Genomic DNA, 25,975 nt, shown 5'->3' with positions numbered 1-25,975 from the left:
ATAATCGGACGATAACTGCCGGAGATATTGGAATGAATAGCAAGATCATCCCCGTCATCATGGCAGGCGGCAAGGGAACGCGGCTCTGGCCGCTGTCTCGCGCAAGCGCGCCAAAACAGTTCATCCAGTTCATCGGCGACAAGACGCTATTCCAGGCGACGCTGTCGCGCGTTTCGGACCCGAAGCTCTATGAGGCGCCGGTCGTCATTACCAACGAGGATTTCCGGTTCCTGGTGGCAGAACAGGCCCGCGAGCTCGGTATCAAGCTTTCCGGCATCCTGCTCGAGCCCGTCGCCCGCAACACCGCCCCGGCAGTCGCCGCCGCTGCCGCCTTTGTCGAAGGCCGCTTCGGCGAGGATGCGATCCTGCAGGTGCTTGCCTCGGACCACGAGATCACCGCGGATGCCGGCTATTTCGACGCGATCGGCATTGCCAGGCAGACGGCCCTTGCCGGCAAGCTCGTCACCTTCGGCATTGCTCCGACGGAGCCCGCCACCGGGTATGGTTACATCGAGATCGGCGAGGCGCTGCCGGCCGGCGCCTGCAAGGTCAAACGCTTCGTCGAGAAGCCGGTGCTGGCCGAGGCCGAGAAGATGCTGTCGACCGGCGGTTTTATCTGGAACTCCGGCATCTTCATGTTCAAGGCCGGTCAGGTGCTGAGCGAACTTTCCACCTTCGCGCCCGAGGTCGAGGCCGCCGCCCGCACCGCACTTGCCAAGGCTTCGAGCGACCTCGATTTCACCCGCCTCGACGCGCAGGAATTTGCTGCAAGCCCGGATATCTCCGTCGACTACGCCCTGATGGAGAAGACCTCCAACGCGGCGGTCGTGCCCTCGTCGTTCACCTGGTCCGATCTCGGAAGCTGGGACGCCGTCTGGAAGCTCGGCGCCCGCGACGAGGCCGGTAACGTCACCTCCGGCAAGACGACGCTGATCAACACCCGGAATTCGCTGGTGATGTCGCGCACCAGCCATCTCGCGGTCCAGGGACTGGATGGCGTCGCGGTCATCGCCAGCGAGGACGCCGTCTATATCGGCCGACTGGAAGACAGCCAGGACGTCGGCAAGATCGTCAAGCAGCTCGCCGCGGCCAAGGCGACCGCGGCGCTGACCGAAACCCACCCGACCTCCTATCGTCCCTGGGGCGGCTATACGTCGGTTCTCAACGGCGATCGTTTCCAGGTGAAGCGGCTGTTCGTGACACCCGGCAAGAAGCTATCGCTGCAGAAACATCACCACCGCTCGGAGCACTGGATCTGCGTCAAGGGAACCGCGGAAGTGACGATCGGCGAGGAAACCCGGACCGTCAGGGAAAACGAGTCCGTCTATATCCCGCAGGGCGAGGTGCATCGACTCGCGAATCCCGGCAAGATCATGCTCGAGATGATCGAGGTGCAGACCGGATCTTATCTCGGCGAGGACGACATCATCCGCATCGTCGACGAGTTCGGACGCGGCTGAGGCGCCTGGGCGAATATCGGCTCAGTCGATCTCGTGGCGATGGTCGAGATACCATTGCACGAAGGCCTTGACCCCTTCCTCCAGGCCGATCTCCGGCTTGCGGCCGGTCAGCGCCACGAGAAGATCGGGGCTGGCGAAGGTTCTCGGCACGTCGCCCTTCTGCATCGGCAGCATCTTGCGCTTGGCCGGCTTTCCCATGATCCGTTCGATGGTTTCGACGAAGTCGATGAGGCCCGAGGGCTGGCCGCCGCCGATATTGACGACGCGGAACGGTGCCTGACGGGAGAGCGTATCGATGTCCGCGACACGATTGTCTTCACCGGGATAGACCTTGGATAGGTCGATGATCGAATTCACCAGGTCGTCGATATAGGTGAAGTCCCGGCTCATCTTGCCTTCGCCGTAGATCTCGATCTCGCGATTCTCGATGATCGCCTTGACGAACTTGAAGAGCGCCATGTCCGGCCGGCCCCAGGGCCCGTAGACCGTGAAGAAGCGGAAGGCGGTAATCGGCACCTTGTAGAGATGGGCGTAGCTGTGCGCCATCAGCTCCGTGGCCCTCTTGGTCGCTGCATAAAAGGTCAGGGGTTCGTCGGCGCGGTCGCTTTCGCGGAAGGGAATATCCGGGTTGGCACCGTAGACCGACGAGGTCGAAGCGAGCATCAGATGGCCGACGCCGTAGTTTCGGGCAATCTCCAGGATATTCCAGGAGCCGATGAGATTGGAATCGAGATAGGCCTTGGGGTTTTCAAGGCTGTAGCGCACGCCGGCCTGGGCGGCGAGATGGATCATCACATCCGGCTTGAAATCCTCGACGGACTTGTCGATCAGCGACTTGTCTTCCAGCATGCCGATGACCGGGCGGAAGGCAGGGAATTGTGCGAGCCCGGCATTGCGAGCTTCCTTGAGGCGCAGGCTGTAATAGGGCGTCATCCCGTCGAAGCCTAGAACCTCGTGGCCATCCTCCAGCAGGCGTCGCGCCAAGTGGAAACCAATGAAGCCTGCCGTCCCGGTGATGAAGTAACGCATGTATGACCCGCTGTCGCTCTGGGGCGATCCCATAGCGCGGATATCCGGCCCTGTCATCTCAGGGACAGAAGTTATTTGAACCGCCGGACAATCAGGCCGCTTTCAGTGAAAGAGCCGCAGCCGCGCCGGCGGCACGCCGGGCCGGCCATTCTTGCGATCGACGGCGAACTGGATGAGGTCCATCGAAGCCTGGTCGGTCAGCGGTTTTGCCATCACGCCGAGGACCCCGGAGACGCCCGCCGCCACAAGGCCCGGATTGCCGGTGATCATGATTACCACGATGCCGTATTCCGCCAGCGCCTTGGCGATCTCCGGTCCGGTCTCGCCGTCGGCAAGGCGCACGTCCACGAAGGCTATATCCGTGTCACGGGTATAGTTCAGCGCCACCGTCATGTCGGGTGCTATTCCGACGACGTCATGGCCGCTTCGATGGACGGCGTCTTCGATATCCATCGCGACCAGCAAACTGTCTTCGACGATCAGGAAACGATATTCCAACGGCAGATCCTCCCGGACTGAAGGAGGCAAATAGACTCCGATCGTCGCTTGGCAATAGGAGCAGGGCCCGATATCGATTTTTTGATCTAGATCCCTGGGATCAAGCCGCAGCGCCGGCCGCTAGGCCAATAGATTTGCCCCGGAGGTTATGAGGGCTACGTTGCCGACTCAGCTTTGGCGAGCGGAACATGGCTACACCTCCCGAATACCTCCTCGCTCAAGATTTCAGACACTTACGAAAGGTGACCGGCAGACAGGAACCACTCAAAAACTGGTGGGTTAGCCCTTCGGAAGTTAGAAGAAAAGGAGAAGACCCATGAAGAAGATCATTCTCGCGTCCTGCGCCATTCTCGCCGCTTCCTTCGCCACACAGGCCGGAGCCCAGCAGGGCACCGTCAATGGTGCAGCTGGCGGAGCGGTTACCGGCGCCATCGTCGGCGGTCCAGTCGGCGCCGCAGTGGGTGGGGTCGTCGGCGCCGTAGCCGGTACCGCGATCGATCCGCCGCCGCGCGAAGTCGTTACCTACGTCGAGGAACAGCCCGCCCCGACCGCTTCCGTAGTCGTCGAGCAGCCTATCGTTGTCGGTAAGCCGCTCCCGCAGAGTGTCGTGGTCACACCGGTGCCCAGCAATCCGAGATATGCCTATACGGTGGTCAACAATCAGCGCGTGATCGTCGATCCGCAGACCCACACCGTCGTGCAGGTCATCCGGTAAGCAAGGCTCCCAATTCCCCTTAAGCCAGCCAACCCAGACAGGCTCCGCCACTTCCGGCGGGGCCTGTTCCCGTTCGAGCAGTCGGCTAGACCAGGACGACCTGATCGACGCGATCTTCCTGGCCGAAGAACTTCAGATAACGTTCCACCTCGGCCGGATCTCCGGTCGCCTTGCGCGGATTGTCGGAAAGTTTCACCGCCGGACGGCCGTTCGCCTCGCTTACCTTGCAGACGATGGAGATCGGCATCAAGCCGGCAATCTCGTGGGGTGCGCAGCCGGCGAAATCGTTGGTCAGGTTGGTGCCCCAGCCGAAGCTCATGCGCACGCGGCCTTCGAAATGCCGGTAGGTGTCGATGATCGCATCGACGTCCAGCCCGTCGGAGAAGATCAGCAGCTTTTCCTTAGGGTTGCGGCCCATCTTCTTCCACCAGGCAATGATCTTTTCGCCGCCCTCGATCGGCGGAGCGCTGTCGGGGCGGAACCCGGTCCAGTCGGCCACCCAGTCCGGCGCATCGCGCAGGAACGCCGCCGTGCCGAAGGAATCCGGCAACACGATCAGCAAGTTGCCGCCATAAAGCCGGTTCCAGTCCTTCAGGACCTGGTAAGGGGAGGCGCGCAGCTGTTCGTCGGTCTCTGCGAGTGCCGCAGCCACCATGGGCAGCTCGTGCGCATTGGTCCCCACGGCTTCGAGATCGGAGTCCATCGCAAGCAGGACGTTGCTGGTGCCGGTAAACGCCGGGCCGATGCCTTCCTTGAGCGCCTCGACGCACCAGCGCTGCCACAGGAAGCTGTGACGGCGGCGCGTACCGAAATCGGAGATGCGCAGGCCCGGCAATGCCTGCAGCCGCTCGACCTTTTCCCACATCTTGGCCTTGGCTCGCGCGTAGAGAACGTCGAGCGTGAAGAAACCGAGCGAGCGCATCGCGGAACGCGAGCGCAACTCGTTGATGATCGCGAGTGCGGGAATTTCCCACAGCGTCGTTTCCATCCACTTGCCGTGAAAGGTCAGTTCGTACTGGCCGTCGCGCTTCGAGAGTTCGTATTCCGGCAGCTTGTAGGTGGACAGCCAGTTCAAAAATTCCGGCTCGAATATCTGCTTTCGACCATAAAACGTGTTACCCGCGAGCCAGATCATCTCCTTCTTGGACAGGCCGACCGTGCGGGCATGGTCGAGCTGCTCGCGCAGCGCGCCCTCATCGATCTCCTCCGCCAGCTTGACGCTGGTCGTACGGTTGATCAGCGAGAACGTGGCGTCCACGTCCGGATAGAGCTTCCAGATCATCTGCAGCATCAGGAGCTTGTAGAAATCCGTATCGATCAGACTGCGGATGATCGGGTCGAGCTTCCAGGTGTGGTTATAAACCCTGCTCGCGATATCGGTCTTGGTCATGCCTGCCCCTGCCCCGGCCCTTCCGGGCCGGCTCCGCCGATTTCGATGCGTATGGAGGCAGCGGCTGATCAACCTCCGGGCATTTTTATCGAAAAAAATGCAGAACAAGTCCAGACGCAATTCGGCCGCGAGGGGTCACGGCCGAAAAAATCAGAAATGATGCAGTCAGTTGCCGGATTGCGAGTTGGTTGCCGGTGGCGCGGCGGCCGGCGGCGCAGAAGGATTGGCGGTCGGCGGCGCATTCGGGTTTGCGGGCGTCGTGCTTCCGGCTGGCGGCGTCGCGGTCTGTTCGTCCGGCGGTGCAGTGCTCCGACCGTACCACTCGGCGCCGGCCCAGGCGACCATTGCCAGAATTAGGCCGGCAATCAGCACCTTCAGGACCGGTGCACCCCAGCTTCCCTGCCGCGCTTCCGTAGCGGTCTCAACAACCGGCGGCGAACCGATCGGGTTCGGATGACGGGGCTCGGCTTCCTGGGGATCGAAACGAGTGTTCATGATTTCGCTCCTTGTTCGGCCGGAATGCCCGGCTCATGCACAAGAAACGGTCGGCGGAAACGAATGTTCCGGCAGGAGGGCTCAGTAGCCCGCCCGGCGATCCACGACGTGCTGCAAGGGGTCGCCCGCCTCGTAGCGTTCCATCTGGGTCTCCGCATTGCGAAACAGCGCCCTTACATCGGACGCGGAAGCCGCGTGGGGGGTAATAATGACGTTGTCCTTCGTCCAGAGCGGGCTATCCGCACCGAGCGGCTCCTTCTCGAAGACATCCAGCGATGCGCCGCCGAGAATGCCGTTGCCGAGCGCGGCAACAAGATCGCTCTCCACCTGGCTGCCGCCGCGTCCGGCATTGATGAAGACCGGTTTGCCCAAGGCGCCGCCCTGGCGAAGCTTTGCAAACAGCGAAGCATTGAAGATACCGCGCGTCTCGGGCGTCAGCGGCAGGAGGCCGACCAGAATGTCGGTGCGGGCAAGGAAAGCATCGAGTTCGCCCCCGTCGAAGGTCTCGACGCCTTCGATGGCCTTTTTGCCGCGCGACCAGCCGATCACGTCAAAACCCATGATCTTCAGTTTGCGGACCGCGTCCTGGCCGAGCACGCCAAGGCCCATCACGCCGACGGTCAGATCCTTCGCTTCCGGCTGGGAGAGTTCGCGCCACTGGCGTTCGCGCTGCTGCCCGAGATAGGCCGGCACCTGCCGCAGGTGGCTCAAGGCCTGCAGCACGACCCATTCGCTCATCCGCGTCGTCAGGCTTTCGTCCACGAAACGAACGATCGGGATATCCGGCAGGCCGGGCATGGTGAGGATATAGTCAACCCCGGCGCCGCCGGAAAACAGCACCTCCAGCTTCGGTGCCCGCTGGAATAGGTCCGGGTCCGGCTTCCAGATCACCGCATAGCGCGCCTCGGACATGTCCACTCCAGGATCGGAGGCGTGCAGCACGGTGCGGCCGGTGAAGGCGCTGGCGAGTGCGGCATCGATCTCGCGGCGCTCGAATTTAAGATCGACGACAACCGGATGTTTGGCAGGCATGGACTGATTGACCTTGATTGCTGTGATTACTGGTTGATGGCTTCAATTTCGACGGCTTCCAGATTGAAGGCGGCGGCCATCAGGGCGCGGGTATAATCTTCTCTCGGCGCCTGGAAAATCTGGTCCGCCGGACCTTCTTCCACCACCTTGCCGAGCCGCATGACGATAACGTGGTTGGCGAGCGCCTTCACCACCTTCAGATCGTGGCTGATGAAGAGATAGGCGAGATCGTGCTTCTTCTGCAGGTCGCGCAGGAGATCGACGACCTGCGCCTGCACGGTCATGTCGAGCGCCGATGTCGGCTCGTCGAGCATCACGAAACGCGGTTTCAGCACCATGGCGCGGGCGATTGCGATGCGCTGCCGCTGGCCACCGGAAAATTCGTGCGGATAACGCCAGCGGGTCGCCGGATCGAGGCCGACTTCGTTCAGGGCCCAGGCGACACGCTCGTCACGGCCATCTGCGGAAAGCGACCGTTCATGCACCTTCAGCCCCTCGGCAACGATATCGCCGACCGACATGCGGGGGCTCAGCGACCCATAGGGATCCTGGAAGACGACCTGAAGACGGTCGCGGAACGGACGCATTTCCTTGAAGGAGAACTTGTCGATATCCGTTCCGACGAAGGCGATGCAGCCTTTGGATGAGATGAGCCTTGCGAGCGCCAGACCGAGCGTGGTCTTGCCGGAACCGGATTCGCCGACGACGCCGAGCGTCTCGCCGGCCCGCAGTTCGAGATCGACGCCATCGACCGCCTTCACATGATCGACCACCTTGCGCAGGAAACCCGCCTTGATCGGAAACCAGACACGGATGTCCTTGCCTTCCATCACCACCGGCTTCGAGGGATCGGTCGGTGGCGGCTCGCCGCGCGGCTCGGAGGCGAGCAGATGGCGCGTATAGGCGTGTTGCGGATTGGTGAAGACCTCCTCCACCGTGCCGGTCTCGACGATCTTGCCCTTGGTCATGACGCAGACGCGATCGGCGAATTTCCGGACGATGCCGAGGTCGTGGGTGATGAACAGCATGGACATGCCGTGCTCGCCCTTCAGCCCGCGCAGAAGATCGAGGATCTGCGCCTGCACGGTGACGTCGAGCGCCGTGGTCGGCTCGTCGGCGATCAGCAGTTTCGGGCGGTTGGCGAGCGCCATGGCGATCATGACGCGCTGGCGCTGCCCGCCGGACAGCTCGTGCGGATAAGCTCTCAGCCGCTTTTCCGGCTCGCGTATGCCGACCTGGTTCAGCAGTTCGAGCGTGCGGATACGCACTGCCTGACCCGCAATTCCGTGATGAAGCTCAAGGATCTCGCCGATCTGCTTCTCGATCGAATGAAGCGGATTGAGCGAGGTCATCGGCTCCTGAAAGATCATCGTGACATCGTTGCCGCGCACGCGGCGCAGTTCCGGCTCGGACGCCTTCAACATGTCCTTGCCGTCGAACAGGATCTCCCCGGACGGATGGCTTGCCGAAGGATAAGGCAGCAGCTTGAGGATGGAATTCGCCGTCACCGACTTGCCGGAGCCGGATTCCCCGACCAGCGCCATCACCTCGCCGGGCATGATGTCGAACGAGACCCCGTCGACGGCAATCGAGGTATCGCTGCCCTGATGGAAGGCGACGGAGAGATCGCGGACGGAAAGAAGCGGCTCTGTCATCGGCTCACCCGAACGTCTTTCTGGGATCGAAGGCATCGCGCACGGCCTCGCCGATGAAGATCAGCAGCGAAAGCATGAGGGACATGGTGAAGAAGGCGGTGAAGCCGAGCCATGGCGCCTGAAGGTTGTTCTTTCCCTGCGAAATCATCTCGCCCAGGGACGGAGAGCCTGCCGGCAGACCGAAGCCCAGGAAATCGAGCGAGGTCAGCGTCGCGATCGAACCCGACAGGATGAAGGGCAGGAAGGTCAGCGTCGCGACCATGGCGTTCGGCAGCAGGTGCCGGGACATGATCGTCCAGTTGCCGACGCCGAGTGCGCGGGCGGCGCGGACATATTCGAAATTGCGGGCCCGCAGAAACTCGGCGCGCACCACGCCGACGAAACCGACCCAGGAGAAAAGCAAGAGGATGCCGAGCAGGACGAAGAAGCCCGGCGGCAGGATCGAGGCGATGATCAGCAGGATGTAGAGAACCGGCATGGACGACCAGATCTCGATGAACCGCTGCATCAGCAGGTCCGTCCAGCCGCCGAAATAACCCTGGACCGCGCCGGCCGTCACGCCGATTACTGCAGAGCAGATCGTCAGCACCAGGCCGAACAGGACGGAGATGCGAAAGCCGTAGATCATGCGGGCGGTCACGTCACGTGCCTGGTCGTCGGTGCCGAGCCAGTTCAGGTTGCCGAGGATGCAGTTCGAGTCCTGATCCTTCTGCGGATAGGCGGCGCAGCGATCCGCCTTCTCCATCAGCCAGAAGGGTTCTGTCGGCGCCGAATGGGGGATGTTGGAATTGACCGTCTGGTAGGAATATCGGATCGGTGGCCAGACCATCCAGCCGTTTGTCTCGATTTCCTGCTGGATATAGTCGGAGCGGTAATCGGTCGTTGCCAGGAAGCCGCCGAACTTCTCTTCCGGATAATCCACCAGGACCGGGTAGAGGATCTCGCCCTTGTAGGAGGCGACGATCGGCCGGTCATTGGCGATGAATTCCGCAAACAGGCTGAGCACGAAAAGGACCATGAACAGCCAGAAGGACCAGTAACCCCGCTTGTTGGCGCGGAAATTGGCGAGCCGCCGCCGGTTGGTCGGCGAGATCCAAGGCCGCTTTTGCGGCGGTGCCGTCTGCACGGTCGTCTTTGCGGCGGTCGCCTCCATCAGACATCCCTCCGCTCGAAATCGATGCGCGGATCGATCCAGGTATAGATCAGGTCCGAAATCAGGCTGACGAACAGGCCCATCAGCGAGAAGATGTAGAGTGTGCCGAAAACGATCGGGTAATCGCGGTTGACGATCGCGAGATAACCGAGACGCCCCAATCCATCCAGCGAGAAGATGTTCTCGATCAGCAGCGAACCGGTGAAGAAGGCCGAGATGAAGGCGCCCGGAAACCCTGCGATGACGATCAGCATGGCGTTGCGGAAGACGTGGCCGTAGAGCACCTGCCGCTCGTTGAGGCCCTTGGCACGCGCCGTCGTCACATACTGTTTCTTGATCTCGTCGATGAACGAGTTCTTGGTCAGCAGGGTGGTGGTGGCGAAGGCCGAAAGCGACATGGCGATCAACGGCAATGTCAGGTGCCAGAAATAGTCGATGACCTTTTCCCACCAGGAAAGTTCTGAAAAATTGTCCGAAACCAGGCCGCGCAGCGGGAACCAGTCGAAGAAGGAACCGCCTGCAAAGAGCACGATCAGCAGGATGCCGAACAGGAAGCTCGGCACCGCATATCCGATGATGATGACGCCGGAGGTCCAGACGTCAAAAGTCGAGCCGTCCTTGACCGCCTTGCGGATGCCCAACGGGATCGAGATCAGATAGGAGACGATCAGGATCCAGAAGCCGAGCGAGATCGATACCGGCATCTTGTCGATGATCAGATCGAGCACCGAGGTATTGCGGAAGAAGCTCTCGCCGAAGTCGAAGCGGATGTAGTTCCACATCATTTCGAGGAACCGCGTCGCCGGCGGCTTGTCGAAACCGAACTGCTTCTCGAGCTTGGCGATGAATTCCGGATCGAGGCCCTGGGCGCCGCGATAACGGCTCTCCTCGCCTCCGCCCTGTTGCTGGAGCAGGTCGCCGCCGCCGCCGGAAAGCCGGTCGCCGGTATCCTGGCCCTGGATCTGGGCGATTACCTGCTCAACGGGGCCGCCCGGCGCGAACTGCACGACGAGGAAGGAAATTGCCATGATGCCGACGATCGTCGGTATCATCAGCAGAAGACGGCGGAGAATATAGGCGCCCATCAGAGCTCCCTGCCCGTGGCTACAGGGCTTGTCTCACCGCATATCCCAATGCCGATCAAATGGCTCTTTCCTCTTTTCCGGTGCGAATCATACGGGTTCATTTGGAACAGGTGCCGGACGGCGGCGCAAGTCCGCGCCCGGTTCTTCACTTCGCGGCGCTTCTGGCCGACCAGGTGTCGGGGAAACCTGTGCTGTATTCCGGCAGTCTCTGCGGATGCGTGATGCGGTTCCAGTAGGCGATCCTCGCTTCGCCGGAATAGAACATCGGGACCACATAGTGGTTGGCGAGCAGCACCCGGTCCATCGCCTTCACGGCGGCCACCTGGTCCTCCCGCTTCTCGGCAAAGGTGATCATGTTGATCAGCTGATCCACAGCAGGATCGGCGATGCCTGCATAGTTGCGCGATCCCGGCCGGCTGACGGACGCCGATCCCCAGTAGTCCGCCTGTTCGTTGCCGGGGTTCATGGTCTGAGCCCAAACCCCGTACATCATGTCGTAGTCGAAGCTGCGGATTCGATTGATATATTGCGAGGCGTCGACGATCCGGAGCCGGACATCGATGCCGATTTTCTTGAGACTTGTCACATAAGGCATCACGGTGCGCTCCTGCGACTGGCTGTTCAGGAGAATTTCGAAACCCAAGGGCTGTCCGGTCTTGGCATTGACCATCCGGTTGCCCTTCAGCTCCCAGCCGGCCCCTTTCAGCAGGCTGACGGCCGTGCGCAGGTTGTCGCGCACCTTGTTGGGGTCGCCACCGACGGGGTTGGTGTACGGGGTTGTGAATACCCGCGCCGGAACCTTGTCCTTCAACCCGTTGAGGATCTCCAGTTCCTTTCCCTGGGGCAGGCCGGATGAAGCAAGTTCGGTGCCCCAGAAGAAGCTATCGACCCGCTTCAGGCCGCCATAGGCAAGGTTTTTGTTGAGATCCTCGAAGTCGTAGGCGTAGTTCAGCGCTTCGCGGACCCGTGCGTCCTTGAAGATGTCACGCCGCATGTTCGGCACGAAAGCCTGCATGACGCCGACGGCCTTGAAGGGATTGGTCAGTGCTTCCTTGATGACCCGCCCGTCCTTCACCGCATCGAAATCGTAACGGGTGACCCAGCGGCTCGAACTGTTTTCCTGGCGGTAGTCGATCGTACCGGCCCGGAAGGCCTCGAATTCCACGTCGGCATCCGAAAAATAGGTATAGCTGATCGTCCGGAAATTATACTGGCCGAGATTGATCGGCAGATTTTTGCCCCAGTAGTCGTCGCGCAGCTCGTAGCGAATGGTGGAGCCCGGCTGAACGGCGCCGATCTTGTAGGGGCCGGACCCGATCGGCGGCTCCAGGGTAGTGCGGGAAATATCGCGCTGGTTGCCCTGTGCGTCCTTGCCTTCCCACCAGTGCTTCGGCAGGACCGGGAAGTCGCCGACGATCGAAGGCAGTTCGCGGTTGTTCTTTTCGTCGAAGCGGAAGGTGACTTCGCGATCGCCGGTCTTTTCAGCACCGGTGACGTGCCGATAGTAGCCGGAATAGAGGGCGCTGTGCTCCTTCAGCTTCCCCAGGCTGAAGATCACGTCCTCCGGAGTGACCGGCTGCCCGTCCGACCATTTCGCCTCCGGCCTCAACCGGAACGTCACCGAAGACACGTCGTCCGGATAGGACACCGCCTCGGCCAGAAGGCCATAGGTGCCGAAAACCTCGTCCTCCGAGCGCTTCATGAGCGTATCGTAGATCAGGCTGACACCTGAAGCCACGGCACCCCGGTCGATCACCAGGTTGAGGTTGTCGAACGTGCCTTCGTCACCGAGGCGCAGTTCGCCGGCCTTCGGCGCGTTTACATCGACATAAGAGAGCTGCTTGAAGCCTTCCGGCAGCTTGAGGTCACCGACAACGGCCATGCCATGCCGCCATTTCGGTTCCTGGGCCGGCACGTTCGACGCTGCGAGAACCGTCGCCAGGACGATCGCGAAACCTACCTTCAGCCGAGCCAGAACCATTCGTTACCTCTTCCGAGTTTCTCTGTTGCGGTGAAGCATAGGACAAAAGGCGGCGAAAAACAGGAGTTCGGCGCTCACATCCGTTTTATCCGGCGTTTATCTTCCGGAAATCGGCAAGGCTTCCACCATCTCCATTTCACCAAAATCCTGTTTCACGGTAGATTCGAGGGGATCAGGTGATTTGCGGCGGATGGGCATGAGATCGATTTCGGGTACTATTTTGCGGCTGACGGTGACCGCTTTCCTTTGCGGCACCTTCACAGGGCCGGTGGCAGCGCAGGAAGGCACGCCGGCAAAACAGCTTTTTGGCACCGTAAAGCTCCCGAGCATGGCGGAGGCGGAGCCGCTCGGTTTCTATGCGAAGGGCTGCATGTCCGGCGCCGTGGCGCTGCCCACCGACGGACCAACCTGGCAGGCGATGCGCCTCTCGCGCAACCGCCGCTGGGGCAATCCGGCAATGATTTCATTGCTCGAGCGGTTCTCCGGCGATGCCGCAAGGCTCGGCTGGGGTTCCGGCATTCTGGTCGGCGACATTTCCCAGCCGCGCGGCGGTCCGATGCTCACAGGCCACGCCTCACACCAGATCGGCCTCGACGCCGATATCTGGTTCACGCCGAAGCCCGCCCAGCCTCTGAGCCCACAGCAACGCGAAAGCCTGCCGTTCACCTCCATGCTCGACAAGAGCAAGTTCCTGACCGTCGATCCCAGCCGCTGGACCAGCACCCACGCCAAGGTCGTCATGCAGGCGGCGAGCTATCCGCAGGTGGAGCGGGTCTTCGTCAACCCGGCCATCAAGAAGAAGCTTTGCGAAACCTGGACCGGCGATCGAAGCCTGCTCGGCAAGGTCCGGCCGATCTACGGCCATGACGAACATTTCCATATCCGCATCCACTGCCCGGCCGGCGCTACGGCCTGCCAGAGCCAGGCACCGGTCGCCAAGGGCGACGGCTGCGACAATTCCCTTGCCTGGTGGTTCAGCAAGGAGCCGTGGGCGCCGCCGCCGAAGCCGGACCCGAACAAGAAGCCGGTCAAGCCCCGCCAAGTCATGCTCTCGGATCTGCCGAAAGCCTGTGCAGCCGTGCTTGCAGCTCCGGCGCGCTCCGAAGACGACGCCACCTTCGGCGGCAGCGCCGTAGCCTACACCGCTCAGCCTGCAGTGTCGGCACCGGCAAAGACCATCGAGGCGATCGTCAACGATCCGCCGGCTGCTTCCGACGACATGCCCATCCCGACGCCACGTCCGCTGCAATAGTTCCGGATGAGGCCGGCAATCGAAAACGCCGGTCCTCGACGCCACCTTTCCAAGAGCGAAGCGGCACGCTAGAACGCGTCACAAATCGATTGAATATCGTTCTGGTGAGGATACCCAATCATGTCGGCCAAGCCCTGCATCGCGCTGATCGCGCACGACCAGAAGAAGGACGACATGGCGGATTTTGCCCGCCATCACCAGGTGGCGCTTTCGCGGTTCCGCATCGTCGCTACCGGCACGACGGGCGGCCGGGTTCAGGATGCCTGCCCCGGCCTCGAAGTGACGCGACTGAAGAGCGGCCCACTCGGCGGCGACCAGCAGATCGGCGCGATGATCGCCACCGGCGAGGTCCACATGCTGATCTTCTTCATCGACCCCTTGAGCGCGCTTCCCCACGATGTCGACGTCAAGGCGCTGACACGGCTTGCAACGGTCTATGACATACCGATGGCGCTCAACCGCGCCACCGCCGAAAAACTCATCGACTTTCAGAAGGACTAAGCTTCCCGATGGCCGATAACATGAAGACCGACAAGCTGCCCTTTCCGATCCTGATCGGCGATATCGGCGGCACCAATGCCCGCTTCTCCATCCTCCTCGACGCCGATGCGGAACCTAAGCCATTCCCGAACGTGCGCACCGCCGACTACGCGACGATCGATGACGCGATCCAGAAAATCGTGCTCGACAGGAGTTCGGTAAAGCCCCGTTCGGCGATCCTTGCCATCGCGGGGCCGATCGATGGCGACGAGATCGATCTGACCAATTGCGACTGGGTGGTGAGGCCGAAAGGCATGATTGCCGATCTCGGCTTCGAGGACGTGCTGGTCGTCAACGATTTCGAAGCCCAGGCGCTTGCCGTCGCGGCCATGCCCGACGAATACCGCGAGACGCTTGGGCCCAACAACGAGCCGCATATGGCGTCGCGCGTGGTGCTCGGCCCGGGTACCGGCCTCGGCGTCGCAGGCCTCGTCCATGCGCGGAACATGTGGTTTCCGGTTCCCGGCGAAGGCGGACATGTGGATGTCGGCCCCCGCTCGGAACGGGATTTCGAGATCTTTCCGCACCTCAAGCGCATCGAGGGTCGCGTTTCCGCGGAAGAAATCCTGAGCGGGCGCGGCGTCGTCAACATCTACCAGGCCGTCTGTGCGGCCGACGGTCTGCAGCCGGCGTTTTCCGATCCGGCGGATGTCACGGCCCACGGTCTGAACCGCTCGAATTCCCAGGCCGTCGAAACGCTTTCGCTGTTTGCCACCTATCTCGGCCGGGTCGCCGGCGATATGGCGCTGATCTTCATGGCGCGGGGCGGGGTCTATCTCGCCGGCGGCATTTCGCAGAAGATCGTTCCGGCGCTGAAAGGTCCAGAGTTCCGCGCCGCCTTCGAGGATAAAGCGCCGCATACGGAGCTGATGGGCACGATCCCGACCTTCGTGGTGACCCATCCGCAGGCGGCGCTGGCCGGCCTTGCAAGCTTTGCCCGCACGCCTTCCGCCTACGGCCTTTCCATGGATGGCCGCCGCTGGCAACGTTAGGTACGGCCCGAGATGATCGTCGCGGGCGAGGCTCGGTTTCCTGGATACGACCTGCAAGAGATGCTTGCGCAGTGCGGAAGCGGCCTTTACGCTCGCCCCGACAAGCTGTAACCGCTCGAAAAGACTGACCGACGAAGCAAGGATTGCGCCGCGCATGACCGCAAATGACATGAAACTCGTGGTGGTTGGTGCTGCAGGCCGGATGGGCCAGGCCATGATCCGGGTCATCCATGAAACAGCAGGCGTGACGCTGCACGCGGCCGTTAGCCGCGAAGGTTCGCCGTTCATCGGCAAGGACGCCGGCGAGCTTGCGGGTGTCGGAACTCTTGACGTTCCCGTAACCTCCGATCCCTTGAAGGCTTTCCTCGATGCCGACGGTGTGCTCGATTTCACCACGCCGGCGACCAGCGTCGCCTTCTCGGTCCTCGCCGCGCAGGCACGGATCGTCCATGTGATCGGTACGACCGGCTGCTCGGTCGAGGACGAGGAAAAATTCAAGGCGGCCGGCCGTCACGCGCGCGTGGTCAAGTCCGGCAATATGAGCCTCGGCGTCAACCTGCTCGGTGTGCTCGTCGCGCAGGCGGCGAAGGCTTTGCCTGCCGCGGGGTGGGATATCGAGATTGTCGAAATGCATCACAAGCACAAGGTCGACGCGCCATCCGGCACGGCACTGCTGCTCGGCGAAGCGGCAGCGCAAGGCCGAGGCATCGATCTCGCAAGCCAATCCGTCAAGGTGCGCGACGGCCATACGGGCGCCCGCCCGACCGGCACGATCGGGTTTGCGACGCTGCGCGGCGGCTCGGTCGTGGGCGACCATTCCGTCGTCCTTGCCGGCGAAGGCGAACTGGTGACGCTGTCGCACAGCGCGCGCGACCGCTCGATCTTCGCCCGTGGCGCGGTTGCCGCGGCGCTCTGGGCGCGCGACAAGAAGCCCGGCCACTATTCCATGCTCGACGTGCTCGGGCTTTCCTGAAAATCTTCCCGGAGGAATTCATCCCATGAGCGGAACTCTCGTCCTCGTTCGCCACGGCCAGAGCGACTGGAATCTCAAGAACCTTTTCACAGGCTGGCGCGATCCGGATCTGACGCCGCTCGGCATTCAGGAAGCCGAAGCCGGCGGCGAAGCGCTGGCGGCAACGGGCATCAAGTTCGACATTGCCTTCACCTCGGTGCTGAAGCGCGCCCAGGACACGTTGAAGATCGTCCTCGACAAGGTCGGCCAGCCGGATCTCGAGACGATCCGCGACCAGGCGCTCAACGAGCGCGACTACGGCGATCTTTCCGGCCTCAACAAGGATGATGCGCGCGCCAAGTGGGGTGAGGAGCAGGTGCATATCTGGCGCCGTTCCTACGACATTCCGCCGCCCGGCGGCGAAAGCCTGCGCGATACCGGCGCCCGCGTCTGGCCCTATTACATGACGGAAATCCTGCCGCGGGTGCTGCGCGGCGAAAAGGTCCTCGTCGCCGCCCACGGCAATTCGCTTCGCTCGCTGGTGATGGTTCTCGACCGGCTCAGCAAGGAAGAGATCCTCAAGCTCAACCTCGCGACCGGCGTGCCGATGGTCTACACACTCAAAGCCGACTCGACCGTCGCTTCCAAGGACGTTCTCGGCGACATGTCCGGCGCGCATTGAGGCAATTGCTTCTGCCGAGCCCACCCCTTCCTAGGGATGGGGTGGGCTCAGTAAAATCTCACCGCCTCCTTGCGGCCCATTGTGGATTTCCACGGGGAGTGCGGCGCCTCCGCTGAGTATGCGAACAATTCCTTCGCGGATAATGTGCTGGTGTGCCTCAAGTTCTTCGTGAGCTTTGGGAGAATATATTTCCCTACTAATTTCAACTTTTGAAAACTCGTAGCCTACAGTTGGTGCCATTTTATGAAGAAGATCTATAAATAGATCAACACGCTTTTGGCTCCAGATTGCCAAATTAGCATTGTCTTGAGACAGGTGATCAAGGTAATGCTTCCAGGCCTCGACTACTGCTTTAGAAGATCTCTTTCTGCCGTAAAATTCCAAAGCTATTGAATTAAGAGCTTCTACATGGGCTGGAGAGACGGACGCCGCTCTAGTGGCCATTAACGTCCGAAATATCTGAAGACGCCGATTGCGATTTTCACGGCCACGCTCCAAAAACTTTTGGACCTGTATTGCTAAAATCGGGCCTGCAAGCGTTGCGAGGATAATCATCCAATCAGAGGTCGACATCGGGAATCACCAGTTTCGAGCTTTGGGATCGTACCACTGAAACGAGTGCCAGCGAGAAATCTCGGATTTTGCTCCACATGATTGTTGACGTCTGACTACAGCTCAATTCTCGATCGTGAATTGCACCATGTCGGCCGGGAAGCGGCTGACGGCGTATTGGATCGGTACGCCTTCCGTATCGGTGTTGAGCGCGCGGGCCACGAGGATGATGGCTCCCGGCGACAGCTGCAGGTCGACGAGATCCGCGCCGTCCGCATGAGTAGCCGTCACTTCCGTCGAGACACGCAGATAATCTGAGAGGCCGAGCATCCGGAATGCAACCGTGATCGAACCGCTTTTGCTGTAGGCCTCCCCGATGCCGCCGAAACGGTCGGCCGGAAACCAGGTCGTCGAGCGGGAAACCGGGCGGCGATCCGCTTTCCTCAGCGTTTCCAGCCGTATCACCTGCGCACCTTCAGGAATGCGCAGCCGGGCCGACAGGTCGACTGAGGCCGGTTCCTGGGCCGAATGCAGCAGCAGGCCTTCCTTTTCCCGCGCCTGATCGCCGATGCCCTCGTTGAACCGGGTGCGCCGCGTGATCGGGAAGTTCAGCCGTTCCTTGCGCTCGATCAGCGTACCGCGCCCCTGTACCGAACGAACGATGCCCTCCTGAGCGAGGGCGGCAAGCGCGCTCCTGACCGTATGGCGATTGACGCCGAACTGCGCGGCCAGCGTGAATTCCGGCGGCACCTTGCCGGTCGCGTCGTAGTCGCCATTGGCGATCGAGGCACGAATGCGGTCGGCGATCTGCCGCCATAGCGCTACGCCGTTTTGTCGGTGAACGTTTGTCTGCCCGGTATCCATGTCACACGCTTGTTATATCAGAAAGTTAGTAGTACATATAACTTGTATGGTTGTCTATATCAATAGACATTTAGGAGCTTGGTAATGGACCTGGCGAAACAAATCGAGCCGAATACAGAAATCGCCGCGCGCCGCCGCGCCGCTGGGCTTCTTGCGCGCGCGACGACGAACGAACTGCATGCCGCCTGGGAAAAGCTTCCGGCCAAACCGGAGGTGAAGCCGGTGCGTGGGCCTGAGACCGGACTGGTGATGGTTCGCGGTCGCATCGGCGGCGGCGGCGCACCCTTCAATCTCGGCGAGGCGACGGTGACGCGTGCGACCGTGCTTCTGGCATCCGGCACCGCCGGCCATGCGCAGGCGCTCGGCACAGCGAAGGCGAATGTCCGGCTTTCGGCCATTTTCGACGCGCTCTGGCAGGAGGACGCCACGCGCGATTTTGTGGAGGCCACGTTGCTCGGTCCGATCGAGGCCCGCATCGCAACGGAAGATAAACAGAAGGCGGAAGAGACGGCCGCGACCCGCGTCGATTTCTTCACCATGGTACGGGGGGACGACTGATGAACATCAAGACGCAAGCGCTTTCCGGCGGATTTAGAGAACCGGTCTTCGAATCCCAGGACGTGTTCCGCATGCTGATGGACAGCATGGCCCGTCCGGGAACGATCCGTACCGTCGGACCGGATGTCGGCCAGCCGGAACCGCTTGGAGGAGCGGCCGGGGCGATTGCCGTGACGCTCTGCGACCATGAAACGCCCGTGTGGCTGAGTGCCGGGCTTTTCAAATCGGCCGTCGGCGAGTGGATCGGCTTCCACACCGGTGCGCCGATCACCCGCGAGAAGGCCGAGGCCCGCTTTGCCTTCGTGGAGGCCGGGGCAGCGCTTGCCTCGTTCGGCCTCTTCTCGGCCGGCACGCAGGAATACCCCGACCGTTCAACGACGCTGGTGATCGAGGTCGCAGCACTTGGCGAAGGCCTGCCGCTGACGCTGACGGGTCCTGGCATTCCGCACGCTACCACCGTCATGGTGAAGGGCCTTCCGGAAGTTTTTCTGCGGCTTTGGGCCGACAACCGGGCGCTCTTCCCGCGTGGCGTCGATGTCATCCTGACGGCCGGCAAAAACCTGTTGTGCCTGCCGCGGACTGTCCGCATCGCCACCCAATGAACGGTCGACCGACTTTTTAAACTTGGGGCCGCCGCTTGGGGCCAAACGACCAAACCTTCCCGCATCTTGATGGGATGCCGGTAATGGCCAGGAGAATGAACCATGTATGTTGCCGTCAAGGGTGGCGAGGCCGCCATCAACAATGCTCACAGGCTGCTGGCCGACCGGCGTCGGGGCGATCGCTCGCTTCCTTCCGTCACCATCGAGCAGATCGTCGAGCAGCTGGGCCTCGCCGTCGACCGGGTGATGGCCGAGGCCTCGCTTTATGACCGGGCGCTCGCAGCGCTTGCCATCCGCCAGTCGCGCGGCGACATGATCGAGGCGATCTTCTTGCTGCGGGCCTATCGCACCACGCTGCCGCGCTTCGGCTCGTCCGTTCCGGTCGATACGGCCGCCATGAAGGTCGAGCGGCGCGTTTCGGCGACCTACAAGGACCTGCCGGGCGGCCAGCTTCTCGGGGCCACGTTCGACTATACCCACCGGCTGCTCGATCCTTCTCTGCTCACCGACGAACCGGTCGACGAGCCGGAACGCCGCGACACGCCGGCGGAGCACATCATGCGGGTCTCCGACATTCTCGCCCATGAAGGCCTGATCGAGGCGGATGGCGAGTTTTCCGAGGACCATCAGGCCGGCGACCTCACCCGCGAGCCGATGGAGTTTCCGATGAGCCGGGATCTGCGCCTGCAGGCGCTCGCCCGCGGCGACGAGGGTTTCCTGCTGGCGCTCGGCTACTCCACCCAGCGGGGGTACGGCCGCAACCATCCGTTCGTCGGCGAAGTCCGCATCGGGGAAGTGGAAGTCGAGATCGAAGTTGCAGAACTCGGTTTTGCCGTCTCGCTCGGCCGCATCCGGATCACCGAATGCCAGATGGTCAACCAGTTCAAGGGTTCGTCGAAGGCGCCGCCGCAGTTCACCCGCGGTTACGGCCTGGTGTTCGGCCAGAGCGAGCGCAAGGCGATGTCGATGTCGCTGGTCGACCGGGCGCTGCGTGCCGAAGAGCTCGGTGAGGACATCACCGCGCCGGCGCAGGACGAGGAATTCGTGATCTCCCATTCGGACAACGTGCAGGCGACCGGTTTCGTCGAGCATCTGAAGCTGCCGCACTACGTCGACTTCCAGGCCGAGCTTGCGCTTGTGCGCAAGATGCGATCGGACATCGAGACGGCGCGCAATAGCGGCAATGGCCTTCAGGAGGCCGCCGAATGATGCCGGTTCGGCCGCAGTTCAGGGGCGGATCAGTCGCCTCCGCCGCCTCCACCGTCACCACCTCCGCCGCCATCGCAGGCGCTGCCCGCGTTGGCGCCGTCGCAGCCGCTCCCGTAGGCGCCGACCCCACCGCCCTCGCTGCCCGCGTTGGCCCTGCCGCGGTTTTTCGGCGGCTTGATGACATAAAAGGGAATGATGATCCCGCAGGCGACGAAGGCCGCGAAGACGGCCACGCCCAGCAATCCGTTCGAAGTGATGGCGTCCATGACAGCCTTTCCTTCTAGTTGGTTCACGCAGTCACAGGATACTCCAAGATGACGGACCTCGCCACTTACAACTTCGCCTATCTCGACGAGCAGACGAAGCGGATGATCCGCCGCGCGATCCTCAAAGCGATCGCCATCCCCGGTTACCAGGTGCCCTTCGCCTCCCGCGAGATGCCGATGCCCTACGGCTGGGGCACCGGCGGCGTGCAGGTGACGGCAGCGATCATCGGCCCCGAAGACGTGCTGAAGGTGATCGACCAGGGCGCCGACGACACGACCAATGCGGTCTCGATCCGCGCCTTCTTCCAGAAGGTCGCCAATGTCGCCGTTACCACCCACACCAAGGACGCGACGATCATCCAGACGCGCCACCGCATTCCCGAGCACAAGCTCGCCGAGGGTCAGATTCTGGTCTACCAGGTGCCGATCCCGGAGCCCTTGCGCTTCCTCGAGCCGCGCGAGACCGAGACCCGCAAGATGCATGCGCTCGAAGAATACGGGCTCATGCATGTGAAGCTCTACGAGGATATCGCCCATAACGGCCGGATTTCGAAGACCTACGCCTACCCGGTCAAGGTCGCGGGCCGCTACGTGATGGATCCGTCGCCGACGCCGAAGTTCGACAATCCGAAGATGCACCGGTCGGAGGCGTTGCAGCTGTTCGGCGCTGGCCGCGAGAAGCGCATCTATGCCGTGCCGCCTTATACGGATGTCGTCAGTCTCGACTTCGAGGATCATCCGTTCGAAATCCAGACCTTCGACAAGCCCTGCGCGCTCTGCGGCGCCGAGAACGTCTATCTCGACGAAGTGGTGCTGGACGACAAGGGCGGCCGCATGTTCGTCTGTTCGGACACCGACAATTGCGAGGACCGCCGCGAACACGGCCATGTCGGCGCCATGCTGGCGCCAGCCAAGGAGGCAGCGGAATGACCGACACCCCTCTTCTCAAAGTCAGCGGCGTCTCGAAATTCTACGGCAGCCGGATCGGCTGCAAGGACGTTTCCTTCGACCTATGGCCGGGCGAAGTGCTCGCCATCGTCGGAGAGTCGGGCTCCGGCAAGACGACGCTGCTCAACTGCCTGTCGACCCGGCTGATGCCGACGACCGGTAGTGTCGAATACCGGATGCGCGACGGCAATTTCCGCGACCTCTACCACATGAGCGAGGCTGAACGGCGTTTCCTGATGCGCACCGACTGGGGCTTCGTGCACCAGAACCCGGCCGACGGCCTGCGCATGACGGTCTCGGCCGGCGCCAATGTCGGCGAGCGGCTGATGGCCGTCGGCGACCGGCATTACGGCAAGATCCGCGAGACGGCGAGCGACTGGTTGACCCGTGTCGAAATCGGCACCGACCGTATCGACGACCAGCCGCGCGCCTTTTCCGGCGGCATGCGCCAGCGCCTGCAGATCGCCCGCAACCTGGTGACCGGCCCGCGCCTGGTGTTCATGGACGAGCCGACCGGCGGTCTAGACGTCTCGGTCCAGGCCCGCCTGCTCGACCTGGTGCGCGGCCTCGTCAACGATCTCGGCCTTTCGGCGATCGTCGTCACCCACGATCTCGCGGTCGCCCGTCTCCTGTCCCATCGGATGATGGTAATGAAGGACGGCCATGTGATCGAACACGGGCTGACCGACCGGGTGCTCGACGACCCCCGCGAGCCTTATACCCAGCTTCTCGTCTCTTCCATTCTTCAGGTCTGAGGAGAATACCGATGGCCACCCCTCTCGTCGTTTCTGAAGTCTTCAAGAGCTTCACCATGCATCTGCGCGACGGCATCAAGCTGCCGGTCGTCAAGGATGTGAACTTTTCCGTTGCGAGCGGCGAATGCGTCGTGCTCGGCGGCCCGTCAGGCATCGGCAAGAGCTCAATCCTGAAGATGCTCTACGGCAACTACGCCGTCGATGCCGGGCAGATCCTCGTCGATCACAAGGACCGGATCGTCGATATCGCCCGCGCCGACCCGCGCACGGTACTCGACGTGCGGCGCCATACGCTCGGGTATGTCAGCCAGTTCCTGCGCACCGTTCCGCGCGTCTCCGCGCTCGACGTGGTCGCCGAACCGCTCGTCGCCCGCGGCATCGCAGCCCCGGAAGCGCGTGACAGGGCGACCGAGCTTCTGGCCAAGCTCAACCTGCCGCAGGAACTCTGGACCCTGCCGCCCGCGACATTTTCGGGCGGCGAGCAGCAGCGGGTCAACATCGCCCGCGGCTTCATCACCAGCCACCGCATCCTGCTCCTCGACGAGCCGACCGCTTCACTCGACGCGGTCAACCGGCGCGTCGTCGTGGACATGATTGCGGACAAGAAACGCGAGGGCGTCGCCCTTCTCGGCATTTTCCACGACGAAGAAGTGCGCGAGGCGGTGGCCGACCGTGTTCTCGACGTCTCCCAATTTTCTCCGCGAAAGGCAGTCGCTGCATGAGCGTCAAGGTGGGGCTCGAGCCCGCGATCCACGAGACGGCAAACGTCAGCAATTCCACGCTCGGCCCGTATACCGAAGTTGCCGAGCGCTGCCGCATCAGCGAGGCCGAGATCGGCGCCTATTCCTACATCATGCAGGACGGCTCCATCTGGTGTGCGACGATCGGCAAGTTCGTCAACATGGCGGCTTCCGTGCGCATCAACGCCACCAACCATCCGACGTGGCGGGCGACGCTGCACCACTTCACCTATCGCGCCGCCAGCTACTGGGACGATGCCGAAGACGAGAAGAGCTTCTTCGAATGGCGGCGCGACCATCGCGTCACGATCGGCCATGACGTGTGGATCGGTCATGGCGCCACCGTGCTGCCGGGCGTCACCGTCGGCAACGGCGCCGTGATCGGTGCCGGTGCGGTCGTATCGAAGGACGTCGCGCCCTATACGATCGTCGGCGGCGTGCCGGCAAAACTCATCCGCGAGCGTTTCACGAAAGCGGTCGGCGAAGCGATGGACCGGCTTGCCTGGTGGGACTGGGACCACCTGAAACTGAGGGCTGCTCTGGACGATTTCCGGTCACTTTCGGCAGAGGAATTTGTGTCCCGTCATGCCAGGTAGCGGAAGCGCGGCGGGCGCTTCCGGAATATAATAAAACCGACATAAATCCGACATTCAGACTTCATCAACCATCGCTATCGAGCTCTCAGAAAAAAAGCTGAATTGGCGAGAGAGCATGAAGTTCGAATTGAGGGACATCACCCGCCGTTTCGGCGATCGTATCGCGGTGAGCGCCGTGAACGTCGAGATTCCCCAGGGCCAGATGGTCGGCATCATCGGCCGCTCCGGCGCCGGCAAGTCTACCCTGCTGCGCATGATCAACCGCCTGCAGGAGCCGAGCTCCGGCTCCATCTACTTTAACGGCGCCGAAGTCTCCTCCCTCAAGGGCCGGGCACTGCGCAACTGGCAACGCGACTGCGCGATGATCTTCCAGCAGTTCAACCTGGTCCCGCGCCTCGACGTTATGACCAACGTGCTGCTCGGCCGTCTCAATCACCGTTCGACGACGATGAGTCTCCTGAAGATCTTCAGCCGCGACGAGCGCGTCATGGCGATGGCGGCGCTGGAGCGGCTCGGCATCGAGCAGACGGCACTGCAGGCGGCCGGAACGCTGTCGGGCGGCCAGCAGCAGCGCGTGGCGATCGCCCGGGCGCTGGTGCAGGCACCGAAAATGATGCTCGCCGACGAGCCGATCGCCTCGCTCGATCCGCTCAACGCCAAGATCGTCATGGATGCGCTGCGCGACATCAACGAGCGCGAAGGCATCACGGTCATCACCAATCTGCACACGCTGGATACGGCCCGCAGCTATTGCGAGCGGATCATCGGCATGGCGGGCGGCCGCGTCGTCTTCGACGGCCCGCCGCAGCAGCTCAACGCCAATGCGGTGCGCGAGATCTACGGCTCCGACAAGGATGGCGCCGGGATCGACGAGACGATGACATCGACCAGCCTGGCCCCCGCCCGCCGCGGCGAGGCTCCGGTCGCGATCGATACATCCGGCATGGTGGCCGACGCCGCCGCCATGCGCTGACCCGTTTCCGGCTGCGACCCGCGGCCGGAAGACTGACGCCCTTTCCGGGTTGACCAACCCAATCACCAAAGGAGACTTCCATGTCTGCATTCCGCAAGATCCTGATGGCGACGATCGCCGTCGCCGCCGTTGCCGGCCAGGCCCACGCTCAGAGCGCACCGGTTCTGCGTATCGGCCTCGACGGCGGCGAAAACGAAGCCGACCAGATCCGCCGCACCGAATGCGTCAAGCCGGGCCTGATCGCCGCGACCGGCGCTTCGGACGTCAAGCTCTTCCCGTCGCCTAACTACAACGGCGTCATCCAGGGCCTGCTCGGCGGCACGATCGACCTCGCCGTCATGGGCGCTGCTTCCTATGCAGCGATCTACATCAAGGACCCGAACGCCGTTAGCCCGGTCCTGACCACCAAGCAGGCCGACGGTTCGACCGGCTACTACTCGATCATGGTTGCCCGCAAGGATTCGGGCATCAAGACGCTCGCCGACGCCAAGGGCAAGAAGATCGGCTTCGCCGATCCGGACTCGACCTCCGGTTACCTCGTGCCGAACGTCGCCCTGCCGAAGGATATCGGCATGCCGGTCAAGCAGTACTTCTCCGAAACCGGCTTCGGCGGCGGCCATGAGAACCTCGTTCTCGGCATTCTCGACAAGAAGTTCGACGTCGGCACCACCTTCGGTTCGGCTCAGGGTGATTGGGCCCAAGGCTACACCTCAGGCAACCTGCACCAGATGGTCTCCAAGGGCCTGCTCGACATGGACGACGTCGTCCAGGTCTGGAAGTCGCCGCTCATCCCGAACGGCCCGCTGATGGTTTCCAACAAGCTTTCGGACGACATGAAGAAGAAGGTGACGGCCTTCTTCGCCGAACTGCCGAAGAAGGACAAGTCTTGCTTCGAGAGCTTCACGGGCGGCGGTTACGTCGATTGGTCGCCAGTCGACCAGAAGTTCTACCAGACCATCATCGACGCTCGTAAGGCTGTCATCGGCGGCTGATCCAACGTC

At 62.3% G+C, this 25,975-nt stretch carries 28 protein-coding genes; 16 read left to right on the top strand and 12 right to left on the bottom strand.

Features of this window, described 5'->3' with window-relative positions; translation table 11 throughout:
- Positions 1-32: 32 nt before the first annotated feature.
- Positions 33-1,460: a mannose-1-phosphate guanylyltransferase/mannose-6-phosphate isomerase gene (locus tag C5J26_RS14320; RefSeq protein ID WP_105402349.1), complete on the top strand. Its 1,428-nt coding sequence runs from the start codon at positions 33-35 to the stop codon at positions 1,458-1,460.
- Between the two features lie 21 nt (positions 1,461-1,481).
- Here the strand turns inward: C5J26_RS14320 and C5J26_RS14315 are convergent, their stop codons facing one another.
- Positions 1,482-2,489: an NAD-dependent epimerase/dehydratase family protein gene (locus C5J26_RS14315; RefSeq protein ID WP_105402483.1), complete on the bottom strand. Its 1,008-nt coding sequence runs from the start codon at positions 2,487-2,489 to the stop codon at positions 1,482-1,484.
- A 102-nt stretch (positions 2,490-2,591) separates the two neighbouring features.
- Positions 2,592-2,987 carry a response regulator gene (locus tag C5J26_RS14310; protein ID WP_046667243.1) on the bottom strand — a complete coding sequence of 132 codons (396 nt, stop codon included), beginning with the start codon at positions 2,985-2,987 and terminating at the stop codon, positions 2,592-2,594.
- A 316-nt stretch (positions 2,988-3,303) separates the two neighbouring features.
- Here C5J26_RS14310 and C5J26_RS14305 point away from each other — a divergent pair, with 316 nt between their 5' ends.
- Positions 3,304-3,702, top strand: a complete 399-nt coding sequence (locus tag C5J26_RS14305) for a DUF1236 domain-containing protein (protein WP_105402348.1) — start codon at positions 3,304-3,306, stop codon at positions 3,700-3,702.
- 85 nt (positions 3,703-3,787) lie between these two features.
- Here the strand turns inward: C5J26_RS14305 and pncB are convergent, their stop codons facing one another.
- From pncB to C5J26_RS14270, 7 genes are all read right to left on the bottom strand, one after another.
- A complete protein-coding gene (pncB, locus tag C5J26_RS14300; protein WP_105402347.1) occupies positions 3,788-5,092 on the bottom strand; it encodes a nicotinate phosphoribosyltransferase in 1,305 nt (434 codons plus the stop codon).
- A 165-nt stretch (positions 5,093-5,257) separates the two neighbouring features.
- Complete coding sequence (locus C5J26_RS14295; RefSeq protein ID WP_105402346.1) at positions 5,258-5,587, bottom strand: hypothetical protein; 330 nt, start codon at positions 5,585-5,587, stop codon at positions 5,258-5,260.
- Positions 5,588-5,668: 81 nt separating this feature from the next.
- Positions 5,669-6,619 carry a glyoxylate/hydroxypyruvate reductase A gene (locus C5J26_RS14290; RefSeq protein ID WP_105402345.1) on the bottom strand — a complete coding sequence of 317 codons (951 nt, stop codon included), beginning with the start codon at positions 6,617-6,619 and terminating at the stop codon, positions 5,669-5,671.
- A 26-nt stretch (positions 6,620-6,645) separates the two neighbouring features.
- Positions 6,646-8,274 carry an ABC transporter ATP-binding protein gene (locus C5J26_RS14285; RefSeq protein WP_105402344.1) on the bottom strand — a complete coding sequence of 543 codons (1,629 nt, stop codon included), beginning with the start codon at positions 8,272-8,274 and terminating at the stop codon, positions 6,646-6,648.
- A 4-nt stretch (positions 8,275-8,278) separates the two neighbouring features.
- Positions 8,279-9,427: an ABC transporter permease gene (locus C5J26_RS14280; RefSeq protein WP_105402343.1), complete on the bottom strand. Its 1,149-nt coding sequence runs from the start codon at positions 9,425-9,427 to the stop codon at positions 8,279-8,281.
- Complete coding sequence (locus tag C5J26_RS14275) at positions 9,427-10,512, bottom strand: microcin C ABC transporter permease YejB (RefSeq protein WP_046667238.1); 1,086 nt, start codon at positions 10,510-10,512, stop codon at positions 9,427-9,429. The genes C5J26_RS14280 and C5J26_RS14275 overlap by 1 nt, the downstream gene beginning before the upstream one ends.
- 145 nt (positions 10,513-10,657) lie before the next feature.
- Positions 10,658-12,493, bottom strand: a complete 1,836-nt coding sequence (locus C5J26_RS14270; RefSeq protein WP_105402342.1) for an extracellular solute-binding protein — start codon at positions 12,491-12,493, stop codon at positions 10,658-10,660.
- Between the two features lie 196 nt (positions 12,494-12,689).
- Between C5J26_RS14270 and mepA the strand changes: the two genes are divergently transcribed.
- The 5 genes from mepA to C5J26_RS14245 all read left to right on the top strand — a co-directional run bounded on the left by mepA (position 12,690) and on the right by C5J26_RS14245 (position 16,911).
- Positions 12,690-13,745, top strand: a complete 1,056-nt coding sequence (gene mepA, locus C5J26_RS14265) for a penicillin-insensitive murein endopeptidase (RefSeq protein ID WP_105402341.1) — start codon at positions 12,690-12,692, stop codon at positions 13,743-13,745.
- A 120-nt stretch (positions 13,746-13,865) separates the two neighbouring features.
- Positions 13,866-14,246: a methylglyoxal synthase gene (locus C5J26_RS14260; protein WP_105402340.1), complete on the top strand. Its 381-nt coding sequence runs from the start codon at positions 13,866-13,868 to the stop codon at positions 14,244-14,246.
- Between the two features lie 8 nt (positions 14,247-14,254).
- A complete protein-coding gene (locus tag C5J26_RS14255; protein WP_105402339.1) occupies positions 14,255-15,277 on the top strand; it encodes a glucokinase in 1,023 nt (340 codons plus the stop codon).
- A 154-nt stretch (positions 15,278-15,431) separates the two neighbouring features.
- Positions 15,432-16,250 (top strand): 4-hydroxy-tetrahydrodipicolinate reductase, encoded by an 819-nt coding sequence (gene dapB / locus C5J26_RS14250; RefSeq protein ID WP_105402481.1) that lies wholly within the window; start codon positions 15,432-15,434, stop codon positions 16,248-16,250.
- 25 nt (positions 16,251-16,275) lie between these two features.
- Positions 16,276-16,911, top strand: coding sequence for a 2,3-bisphosphoglycerate-dependent phosphoglycerate mutase (locus C5J26_RS14245; RefSeq protein WP_038592256.1), 636 nt, complete (start codon positions 16,276-16,278; stop codon positions 16,909-16,911).
- Between the two features lie 30 nt (positions 16,912-16,941).
- On the opposite strand, the gene C5J26_RS32715 is transcribed toward C5J26_RS14245, so the two are convergent.
- Entirely contained in the window at positions 16,942-17,484 is a 543-nt protein-coding gene (locus C5J26_RS32715; RefSeq protein ID WP_172745860.1) for a DUF6680 family protein, read from the bottom strand.
- A 102-nt stretch (positions 17,485-17,586) separates the two neighbouring features.
- Positions 17,587-18,327 (bottom strand): phosphonate metabolism transcriptional regulator PhnF, encoded by a 741-nt coding sequence (gene phnF, locus C5J26_RS14240; RefSeq protein WP_105402338.1) that lies wholly within the window; start codon positions 18,325-18,327, stop codon positions 17,587-17,589.
- Positions 18,328-18,411: 84 nt separating this feature from the next.
- On the opposite strand from phnF, the gene phnG reads away from it, so the two are divergent.
- The 3 genes from phnG (at position 18,412) to C5J26_RS14225 (ending at position 20,696) form a co-directional block, all read left to right on the top strand.
- Entirely contained in the window at positions 18,412-18,885 is a 474-nt protein-coding gene (gene phnG / locus C5J26_RS14235) for a phosphonate C-P lyase system protein PhnG (RefSeq protein ID WP_105402337.1), read from the top strand.
- Positions 18,885-19,487, top strand: a complete 603-nt coding sequence (phnH, locus tag C5J26_RS14230; protein ID WP_046638080.1) for a phosphonate C-P lyase system protein PhnH — start codon at positions 18,885-18,887, stop codon at positions 19,485-19,487. The genes phnG and phnH overlap by 1 nt, the downstream gene beginning before the upstream one ends.
- Before the next feature lie 102 nt (positions 19,488-19,589).
- Positions 19,590-20,696 carry a carbon-phosphorus lyase complex subunit PhnI gene (locus tag C5J26_RS14225; protein ID WP_105402336.1) on the top strand — a complete coding sequence of 369 codons (1,107 nt, stop codon included), beginning with the start codon at positions 19,590-19,592 and terminating at the stop codon, positions 20,694-20,696.
- A 29-nt stretch (positions 20,697-20,725) separates the two neighbouring features.
- Here the strand turns inward: C5J26_RS14225 and C5J26_RS14220 are convergent, their stop codons facing one another.
- The gene (locus tag C5J26_RS14220) at positions 20,726-20,962 is read right to left on the bottom strand and encodes a hypothetical protein (RefSeq protein ID WP_105402335.1); all 237 of its coding nucleotides are present in this window, start codon (positions 20,960-20,962) and stop codon (positions 20,726-20,728) included.
- A gap of 48 nt (positions 20,963-21,010) precedes the next feature.
- Between C5J26_RS14220 and C5J26_RS14215 the strand changes: the two genes are divergently transcribed.
- From C5J26_RS14215 to phnD, 6 genes are all read left to right on the top strand, one after another.
- Positions 21,011-21,892, top strand: a complete 882-nt coding sequence (locus tag C5J26_RS14215; RefSeq protein ID WP_046625455.1) for an alpha-D-ribose 1-methylphosphonate 5-phosphate C-P-lyase PhnJ — start codon at positions 21,011-21,013, stop codon at positions 21,890-21,892.
- Positions 21,889-22,665: a phosphonate C-P lyase system protein PhnK gene (gene phnK / locus C5J26_RS14210; RefSeq protein WP_038592229.1), complete on the top strand. Its 777-nt coding sequence runs from the start codon at positions 21,889-21,891 to the stop codon at positions 22,663-22,665. Before C5J26_RS14215 ends, phnK begins: the two co-directional genes overlap by 4 nt.
- Positions 22,666-22,676: 11 nt before the next feature.
- The gene (phnL, locus tag C5J26_RS14205) at positions 22,677-23,387 is read left to right on the top strand and encodes a phosphonate C-P lyase system protein PhnL (protein WP_105402334.1); all 711 of its coding nucleotides are present in this window, start codon (positions 22,677-22,679) and stop codon (positions 23,385-23,387) included.
- Positions 23,384-24,001 (top strand): DapH/DapD/GlmU-related protein, encoded by a 618-nt coding sequence (locus tag C5J26_RS14200; protein ID WP_105402333.1) that lies wholly within the window; start codon positions 23,384-23,386, stop codon positions 23,999-24,001. Before phnL ends, C5J26_RS14200 begins: the two co-directional genes overlap by 4 nt.
- Before the next feature lie 115 nt (positions 24,002-24,116).
- Positions 24,117-24,974 carry a phosphonate ABC transporter ATP-binding protein gene (gene phnC, locus C5J26_RS14195; RefSeq protein WP_046667225.1) on the top strand — a complete coding sequence of 286 codons (858 nt, stop codon included), beginning with the start codon at positions 24,117-24,119 and terminating at the stop codon, positions 24,972-24,974.
- An 80-nt stretch (positions 24,975-25,054) separates the two neighbouring features.
- The gene (gene phnD, locus C5J26_RS14190; protein WP_105402332.1) at positions 25,055-25,966 is read left to right on the top strand and encodes a phosphonate ABC transporter substrate-binding protein; all 912 of its coding nucleotides are present in this window, start codon (positions 25,055-25,057) and stop codon (positions 25,964-25,966) included.
- Positions 25,967-25,975: the final 9 nt, after the last annotated feature.

The organism is Neorhizobium sp. T7_12, from assembly GCF_002968535.1.
Classification (GTDB): Bacteria; Pseudomonadota; Alphaproteobacteria; order Rhizobiales; family Rhizobiaceae; genus Neorhizobium; species Neorhizobium tomejilense.
The sequence above is the reverse complement of the archived record's forward strand: the minus strand, read 5'-3'. Positions and strand labels throughout refer to the sequence as shown.

Coding starts and splice junctions, on each gene's coding strand:
- mepA (WP_105402341.1), top strand. CDS start 12,690: ATGAGATCGATTTCGGGTACTATTTTGCGGCTGACGGTGACCGCTTTC.
- phnH (WP_046638080.1), top strand. CDS start 18,885: ATGAACATCAAGACGCAAGCGCTTTCCGGCGGATTTAGAGAACCGGTC.
- C5J26_RS14215 (WP_046625455.1), top strand. CDS start 21,011: ATGACGGACCTCGCCACTTACAACTTCGCCTATCTCGACGAGCAGACG.
- C5J26_RS14225 (WP_105402336.1), top strand. CDS start 19,590: ATGTATGTTGCCGTCAAGGGTGGCGAGGCCGCCATCAACAATGCTCAC.
- phnK (WP_038592229.1), top strand. CDS start 21,889: ATGACCGACACCCCTCTTCTCAAAGTCAGCGGCGTCTCGAAATTCTAC.
- C5J26_RS14285 (WP_105402344.1), bottom strand. CDS start 8,274: ATGACAGAGCCGCTTCTTTCCGTCCGCGATCTCTCCGTCGCCTTCCAT.
- phnF (WP_105402338.1), bottom strand. CDS start 18,327: ATGGATACCGGGCAGACAAACGTTCACCGACAAAACGGCGTAGCGCTA.
- C5J26_RS14295 (WP_105402346.1), bottom strand. CDS start 5,587: ATGAACACTCGTTTCGATCCCCAGGAAGCCGAGCCCCGTCATCCGAAC.
- C5J26_RS14315 (WP_105402483.1), bottom strand. CDS start 2,489: ATGCGTTACTTCATCACCGGGACGGCAGGCTTCATTGGTTTCCACTTG.
- phnG (WP_105402337.1), top strand. CDS start 18,412: ATGGACCTGGCGAAACAAATCGAGCCGAATACAGAAATCGCCGCGCGC.
- C5J26_RS14200 (WP_105402333.1), top strand. CDS start 23,384: ATGAGCGTCAAGGTGGGGCTCGAGCCCGCGATCCACGAGACGGCAAAC.
- C5J26_RS14245 (WP_038592256.1), top strand. CDS start 16,276: ATGAGCGGAACTCTCGTCCTCGTTCGCCACGGCCAGAGCGACTGGAAT.
- pncB (WP_105402347.1), bottom strand. CDS start 5,092: ATGACCAAGACCGATATCGCGAGCAGGGTTTATAACCACACCTGGAAG.
- C5J26_RS14255 (WP_105402339.1), top strand. CDS start 14,255: ATGGCCGATAACATGAAGACCGACAAGCTGCCCTTTCCGATCCTGATC.
- C5J26_RS14320 (WP_105402349.1), top strand. CDS start 33: ATGAATAGCAAGATCATCCCCGTCATCATGGCAGGCGGCAAGGGAACG.
- C5J26_RS14305 (WP_105402348.1), top strand. CDS start 3,304: ATGAAGAAGATCATTCTCGCGTCCTGCGCCATTCTCGCCGCTTCCTTC.
- C5J26_RS14290 (WP_105402345.1), bottom strand. CDS start 6,619: ATGCCTGCCAAACATCCGGTTGTCGTCGATCTTAAATTCGAGCGCCGC.
- C5J26_RS14260 (WP_105402340.1), top strand. CDS start 13,866: ATGTCGGCCAAGCCCTGCATCGCGCTGATCGCGCACGACCAGAAGAAG.
- C5J26_RS14270 (WP_105402342.1), bottom strand. CDS start 12,493: ATGGTTCTGGCTCGGCTGAAGGTAGGTTTCGCGATCGTCCTGGCGACG.
- phnL (WP_105402334.1), top strand. CDS start 22,677: ATGGCCACCCCTCTCGTCGTTTCTGAAGTCTTCAAGAGCTTCACCATG.
- C5J26_RS14220 (WP_105402335.1), bottom strand. CDS start 20,962: ATGGACGCCATCACTTCGAACGGATTGCTGGGCGTGGCCGTCTTCGCG.
- C5J26_RS32715 (WP_172745860.1), bottom strand. CDS start 17,484: ATGTCGACCTCTGATTGGATGATTATCCTCGCAACGCTTGCAGGCCCG.
- phnD (WP_105402332.1), top strand. CDS start 25,055: ATGTCTGCATTCCGCAAGATCCTGATGGCGACGATCGCCGTCGCCGCC.
- C5J26_RS14275 (WP_046667238.1), bottom strand. CDS start 10,512: ATGGGCGCCTATATTCTCCGCCGTCTTCTGCTGATGATACCGACGATC.
- phnC (WP_046667225.1), top strand. CDS start 24,117: ATGAAGTTCGAATTGAGGGACATCACCCGCCGTTTCGGCGATCGTATC.
- C5J26_RS14280 (WP_105402343.1), bottom strand. CDS start 9,427: ATGGAGGCGACCGCCGCAAAGACGACCGTGCAGACGGCACCGCCGCAA.
- dapB (WP_105402481.1), top strand. CDS start 15,432: ATGACCGCAAATGACATGAAACTCGTGGTGGTTGGTGCTGCAGGCCGG.